This window comes from Cyanobacteriota bacterium (genome assembly GCA_025054735.1).
GTDB lineage: Bacteria > Cyanobacteriota > Cyanobacteriia > SKYG9 > SKYG9 > SKYG9.
Genome location: JANWZG010000205.1, coordinates 1 through 6787 on the forward strand (window position 1 = coordinate 1; position 6787 = coordinate 6787).

A 6787-nucleotide genomic window follows, 5' to 3' on the forward strand; every position below is an offset into this window, starting at 1 on the left:
GACGGGCAAGCACAAAGCGATCAATGCCTGCCAAATCTGGTCGAATCTGAATATTTTCGTAGTTCCCCTGGGCTTGGAGCAAACCCATAACGTCGTTAGCCTGTCCCATCATTGTTTCTACCAGCCAGATGCCACCAGAGCACAAATAGTCTGGGGCGGCCTCTACTAGATGTCGAAGGCAATCTAGGCCATCGTCACCACCATCTAAGGCTATGCGAGGTTCGTGACCGACGACTTCCGGTTGCAGTTCAGGAATCAGCGCTGTAGGAATGTAGGGAGGATTAGCCACTAGGCCAGACACTTGGCCCTTCAGGTGGGTGATTGGCGCAAACCATGAACCGTGATAGAGCTGTATGCGCTCACTGAGTTGATAAGCCTGAATATTAGCTCTAGCTATCGTCAGCGCTTCGGCACTGCAATCAACTGCATGAACTATGGCTTGGGGAAAAGCAGTTGCCAGTCCGATGGCAATTGCCCCGCTACCAGTACCTAAATCTACCCAGTGACAGGCCATCATCTCCGGTTGATCCAGCATCGCACCGGGATCATCCGACGCAGCCTGGGAATTTTGCTCTATTGCCAAATCAACAATTAATTCAGTCTCTGGACGGGGAATCAAAACTGCTGGCGAGACACGGAGAGTGAACTCTCGCCAGTGGACGATTCCTGCCAAATATTGAACAGGAATTCGCTGCTCTAGACGTTGTTGCCAGAGTTGCGTTAGTTCAGGAAGCGATCGCTGGACGGCAATAGCATCATAGTGCTGAAAGGTTCCCAGCCGTAAACTCAGCGAATCTAATTCGGTAACAGCTCGTAGCAGCCAATCTACATCAGCTTGATCAATGCCAGCTTGCTCGGCTTGAGCCATAGCAGCTTGCCGCCATTGCCACAACGATCGTCCCGAAACTGAAAGCACCTAACCTCAGTCTGCTAGCGAGGTCTTGGTGATGGCTGGGGTGGCTGTTGAGAACGAGATGGTTGTCCACCACCGGATTGCAACGAGCGCACATACTCTAGGGATTCCCGTGATGGAATGAAGACAATCTGGTTCAACTGGGGGTCGTTTTTTTCCTGAAGGGTTTGAATGACCCCCTCCAGATTCACAACCCGAATAGCCACCGACGATGCTAGTGCAGGCTGCTGCCGCTTGAAGTTATCCAACAGCGCTTGAAGGTCTTCTTTCTTGAAGAATAAGGGAATCACCTGTTGGTTGCCTTGCTGAATTGTGAGATAGCCGTTGTCTCGGCCACCCGTAGCATAGAACAAGGGCACACCATTGAACTCTTGGACTTGCTGCCCACTTTGACGGAGTAAAGCTATGGCTGAGTCAACCTGTACCTTTACTGGCACTAGGGCAAACTCTAGACGATTAGCTTGGTTGCGTCCAGCCCGCTCCATCTTATAGACTTCTCCCAATGATACGGGCACAACTCGTACTCCTTGAGCCAACTGTGGGTTCCGAGTCCTTAGCCCATCCAGAAATGCTTGTGCATCTTGCTGGCTGATGAACACTCCAGCAACAGGAGGGCGATTTTCTCCCTGTGGTGGGGTAGCCACCAGAGGAGCACCATTAGCATCAGCGATCGCAAACACAGGAATTGGACGCAACTTCTCTTCAACTTGAGCATCTGGCAGCGCCAGTGCTACCGTAACGCCTAGAACAGAAGAGCTAATCAATGCTCCACCAACTAGACCCCAAACCTTACTCCAACGTGCCAGTGCTTTCATGACTCTTTCCGAGAAATCCTTTACTTAACAATTATTCTGCTTATTAGTATCTGCCTACGCTCAATAGATATTGCTCTAGTTATACTCCCAATTCGGGTTAAGTTGCATAACTAGAATGAATGCCAACAGTTGGCAAGCAATCAGGATAATCCAGCCAGCTACCGTGGCGATTGCCATATCAAGACACTAGGACTAGAACTACAGTGGCAGAGTTCCAAATCTATAACCATCGCCTTAGTCAACCATAATCGGGATGACAGGATTTGAACCTGCGGCATCCTGCTCCCAAAGCAGGCGCGCTACCAAGCTGCGCTACATCCCGGTACTACCCGTAAGTCGCCTTCTAGTATATCGTGTCAACCTGTAATCTGCGAACGTCAATCTTAACCATTCTCCACAACTGCTAGACTGGCAAGGGTATCCATCTTAGCGAGAAGAATCTTGTTTAGTCGTTCCATGGTCTAGAGAATTTCACAACTGGCTGCGATCTTTTTGGTGATCGTGTGTTACAGTGTAAATCTGTCGGGGCTTGTAGCTCAGTGGACTAGAGCACGTGGCTACGGACCACGGTGTCGGGGGTTCGAATCCCTCCTAGCCCGTCAAGGATCGAAGGTAAGGTTCTAAAGTAATATTCCTTAGAACTTTGACGCTTGGTGATGCAAGCGGTATTAAAGGGTTCCGAAGCCCTTTTTCTTCTTATCTTTCTTTTTCTTCTTACCGGGTACAGTGCTGCCATAGTCGCGCCAGCCAGGCTGTGGACGACCACTACCTATACCAGCCATAGGGTTCATTCCAGGCACTCCACCCATTCCGGGCATCTGCCCTCTGCCCATTTGTTGCATCAACGATCGCATCCGCTGAAAGTCACTAATTAACTTACTAACCTCAGACTCTCCATGGCCAGAACCTCTAGCGATGCGACGGCGACGACTAGGTGAGCTAGCCAGAAGATCAGGGTTCTTGCGCTCCTCTGGGGTCATGGAGTTAATCATAGCCTCAACCCGTTTGAGCTGAGCTTCCCCCTGACGCAGTTGGTCATCGCTAATCTTATTCATGCCAGGAATCAGTTTGACGATACCACCCAGGGATCCCATCATTTTCATTAACCGACTTTGTTTGAGGAAGTCGTCAAAGTCGAACTTAGCTGAGAGGATTTTCTCCTGCATTTTGATAGCATCAGCCATGTCAACGGCTTCTTGGGCTTTTTCTACCAAGGTAAGAACATCGCCCATCCCTAGGATGCGGGAGGCCATGCGATCGGGATAAAAGGGCTGAAGGGCCTCCACTTTTTCTCCCACACCAACAAATTTAATGGGTTGTCCTGAAATCCTACGGACAGAGAGTGCGGCACCACCTCTAGTGTCACCATCCATTTTGGTGAGAATTGCGCCAGTAACCCCAATCTGCTCATGGAAGGTGCGAGTGAGGTTAGCAGCTTCTTGACCCGTCATGGCATCTACTACCAGCAATGTTTCATGGGGCTGGACAGCAGCTTTGATCTGGGCCAACTCTGCCATCATGTCTGCATCAATCTGTAAGCGTCCTGCAGTGTCAATAATCACAGTATCAATGCCCTGCGCCCGACCATACTCAACACCTTGCCGAGCAATTTCTACAGGGCTAACATCGGTGCCCAACTCAAAGACAGGTACGTTGATTTGTTTGCCTAGGGTTTTCAATTGATCGATCGCCGCTGGACGATAAACATCAGTCGCCACAAGCAATACACTACGATTTTCTTTGCGCAAATGGAGCGCCAGTTTAGCAGAGGCAGTGGTTTTCCCGGTTCCCTGTAAGCCTGCCATGAGGACGATCGTTGGGGCTGTTTCAGCGGTAGCCAAGGGTACGTTGGTTTCCCCCATGATGGCAACTAATTCGTCATGAACGATTTTGATAAATTGCTGATCTGGCCTTACACCTTTGATGACTTCCGCCCCTTGTGCCTTGGCCTGTACCTCTGCTACAAATTCCTTAACCACCTGCAAATTCACATCTGCTTCCAAAAGAGCGCGGCGTACTTCTCGCAGAGCAGATTGAATATTGGTTTCTGAAATCTTGTCTTCTCCTCGCAGGGTTTTCCAGGCAGACTCCAGGCGATCAGCAAGAGCTTCAAACATGGTTAACAAATCGTAAAGTCAATCTCCATTGTAAACTGCTACGGGAAAGAGTGAAGAGTAAACGATGGAAGGGCAAACGGTAATTACTGAGGCAAATAACCGATCACTGAATCCTTTGTTCGTTGTCCCCCAATGTCCTAGAGTTGAAAGGTATAGATTTATTGAATGTGTAGGAGCAAGGCACTAGAGTTATGAATGTTGGCGATCGCGTCCGGGTTTGCAAGCCAATTACTGTTTATCATCACCCCAGTTGTAAGGGGCAACCTTTTAACATTGAGGGAATGGAAGGTGAGGTGAGTGCCATTTTGGATAACTGGCATGGTCGTCCTATCAGTGCTAACTACAAAATTCAAGTCACCTTTCCTAAGAAGTTCCGTGTTCACTTGCACGCTAGTGAACTAGAGCTAATTACCTAGAGATGTAACCCCAGAGCAGGCTCGTAGCCAGCACTCACACAGTGCTGGTACTGCAATCAACTCTTCTATAATGCTCCTAGCTAAATGTGTTAAGCCTGCTTTGCAAGCTCAGGCTAGCATTTCTGACTTAACCCGCTGGAGCTACCAGCACTTCACCCTTCAACATCCGCTGAGCAGCATCAAGCAAGACTTCTTCCAAATAGGGCTTAGTAAAGTATCCGCGTGCTCCCATCTGAATAGCCATCTGACGGTGACGATCGGCGCCTCGTGAGGTCAGCATGGCAATGGGCAGATGATTCAGTGAGCTGTCTTTTTGGATTCGAGAGAGTAATTCCAGACCATCCATCCGGGGCATTTCAATATCGCAGAAAACGATATCGCAGGGCAACCCAGAGCGCAGTTTTTCCCAAGCATCCTGGCCATCACGGGCTTGTTCTACACGGAAGCCGACCTTCGCAAAAGTCATCGACAACAGTTCTCGAACGGTGATGGAGTCGTCAACAATCAGCACAGTTGGTTCGTGAGGTGCATCTTCTGGCTCTTGGACAACGTCTTCAGCTTCCCAAGTCTTGTCAGGCTGTAGACGACCCATGGACAGATCAATCAGTTCTAGCACGTCGGCGATCGGCATGATGCGCCCATCCCCCAACACTGTTGCTCCAGCAATACCCATAGGTTTAGGCACAGGGCCTTGCAGTTGTTTGATTACAATTTCTTGCTCGCCCATTACTTGATCCACTTGGAGAGCAATGTAGTTACCAGCACTGCGTAAGACAACAATAGGAATGATGTCATCTTCCTGTCCCCCACCGTATACGCTGCCACGGCCTAGGAAGCGGTTAAACTTGAGAATATCTGACAACGGTTGGAACGGTAACATAGTGTCTCGCCAAGGAATACAGGGTTGGCCTTGGTCATTAAGTTGCACCCGATCGCGGGGAACATCAAACATATCTTCCACACCGTCCATCGGGAAGGCGATACGAGCACGGTTGCTAATACAACACAGCGCTTTGGAAATACTGAGGGTCAAGGGTAAGCGAATCGTGAATGTTGTACCCTTACCGAGGGTGGAATCGATACTAATTGTTCCACGGATTTCATTCAATGTCGTGCGTACCACATCCATCCCTACACCGCGTCCTGCCAAGTCAGTTAGCTTTTCAGCACCACTGAATCCAGGTAGGAACAAGATTTCGTAGATTTCTGACTTGGAAAGATTCTTGGCTTCGGCTGGCGTAATTAGGCCCTTTTCAATGGCTTTCTTTTTAATAAATTCTGGATTAATACCAGCTCCGTCATCAGATACAGAAATTACTGTCTGGTTACCTTGGTGAAACGCTCGTACTGTGATGCGACCGACAGGAGATTTTCCAGCCGCTTGCCGAACATCAGGTTTTTCAATCCCGTGGGCAATGGCGTTGTTGACAAGATGGGTTAGGGGATCGGTTAACTGTTCTAGAATCATCTTGTCAATTAGTGTGTCACGTCCTTCAACAATTAACTCAGCCTGTTTTCCTTCTTTGATAGCATTGTCACGAACCCCTCTAGGCAGACGATCGGCTGTAATAGAGAAGGGCACCATGCGAGCGCGGTTCAGTTCTTCTTGCAGTTGAGTCGTAACTTGACGGAAGTTGCGCGTCACCTGATCCATTGGCTCTTGGATGATGTACTCAATATCAGACGCTGATTCCCGTACTCGCACAATCAGTTCAATCATCTCCTGAGACAATGAGTGGAATGCAGTAAACCGATCCATTTCCAGTGCATCAAAGTCTGCACCAGTCGAGTGGGTTGTGCCGCTACTATTTGACTTCGACCCAGCATAATAGCTTTGCCGACTCGCTAGCAGGGAACTCTCTAGCAGCGATCGTTCGTATAGATCCCGCATCCGTTGTCCGACATCACTCAGTTGCTGCACCTGATACAACAAGTTATCCAAAAACTGACGCAAGCGATCCTGATCCTGTTCTAAGCTGTTGCGGTTAACAACCAGTTCCCCTACTAGGTTATTAAGTTTGTCAAGTTGCTTAACAGGCACCCGCATGGTTGGTTCCACTGCCCGCTGAGGTCGGCGAGGCGGTGTTGCTGACCGCGAAGGCATAGTAGCGGGTTGTCCACCTAAGCTACGGTTAGCATCCTGAAGGAGTGCCTCTAAATCATCAAACTCAGATTGAGAATCATCTGCCTTAGCGGAGGGGACTGCGCTAGACGCGGGTTCCTCTAGCATGGCATCTAGATCCGAAAAATCTTGCACCAAGTCACTCACATTGTCTGACACGAGTGGAGAAGTGACATCATGTTCACTAGCAGAATCACCTAGCAAGCTATCCAAATCACCAAACTCAGACAGAGCTGGTGTGCTGCTGTCACTATCAAGCAACAGGTCTAAATCATCCAGGTTAGCCAACTCAGAGGCAGCATCTGTAGCTGAATCAGCTAGCCAATCATCGACCACAGTTGAGTCTAGTGAAACATCGGCAGCAGCATTCGTATCTAGGTTATTACCAGATGTAAGCAAATTAT

5 protein-coding genes and 2 tRNA genes are annotated in these 6787 nt (G+C 49.1%); 2 read left to right on the plus strand and 5 right to left on the minus strand.

Annotation, left to right across the window (positions count from 1 at the left end):
- The 3 genes from prmC to NZ772_11010 all read right to left on the minus strand — a co-directional run.
- The coding region (gene prmC, locus NZ772_11000) for a peptide chain release factor N(5)-glutamine methyltransferase (protein MCS6814077.1) at nucleotides 1-868 on the minus strand (868 nt) is incomplete at its 3' end.
- 62 nt (nucleotides 869-930) lie between these two features.
- The gene (locus tag NZ772_11005) at nucleotides 931-1728 is read right to left on the minus strand and encodes a hypothetical protein (GenBank protein ID MCS6814078.1); all 798 of its coding nucleotides are present in this window, start codon (nucleotides 1726-1728) and stop codon (nucleotides 931-933) included.
- A gap of 248 nt (nucleotides 1729-1976) precedes the next feature.
- Nucleotides 1977-2050, minus strand: a tRNA-Pro gene (locus tag NZ772_11010).
- Nucleotides 2051-2253: 203 nt separating this feature from the next.
- On the opposite strand from NZ772_11010, the gene NZ772_11015 reads away from it, so the two are divergent.
- A tRNA-Arg gene (locus NZ772_11015) sits at nucleotides 2254-2327 on the plus strand.
- A 69-nt stretch (nucleotides 2328-2396) separates the two neighbouring features.
- Here the strand turns inward: NZ772_11015 and ffh are convergent.
- Nucleotides 2397-3845 carry a signal recognition particle protein gene (gene ffh, locus NZ772_11020; protein ID MCS6814079.1) on the minus strand — a complete coding sequence of 483 codons (1449 nt, stop codon included), beginning with the start codon at nucleotides 3843-3845 and terminating at the stop codon, nucleotides 2397-2399.
- A gap of 191 nt (nucleotides 3846-4036) precedes the next feature.
- On the opposite strand from ffh, the gene NZ772_11025 reads away from it, so the two are divergent.
- Entirely contained in the window at nucleotides 4037-4261 is a 225-nt protein-coding gene (locus tag NZ772_11025) for a ferredoxin-thioredoxin reductase variable chain (GenBank protein ID MCS6814080.1), read from the plus strand.
- 127 nt (nucleotides 4262-4388) lie between these two features.
- On the opposite strand, the gene NZ772_11030 is transcribed toward NZ772_11025, so the two are convergent.
- Nucleotides 4389-6787 (minus strand): hybrid sensor histidine kinase/response regulator (locus NZ772_11030; GenBank protein ID MCS6814081.1); only part of this gene is annotated, 2399 nt, incomplete at its 5' end.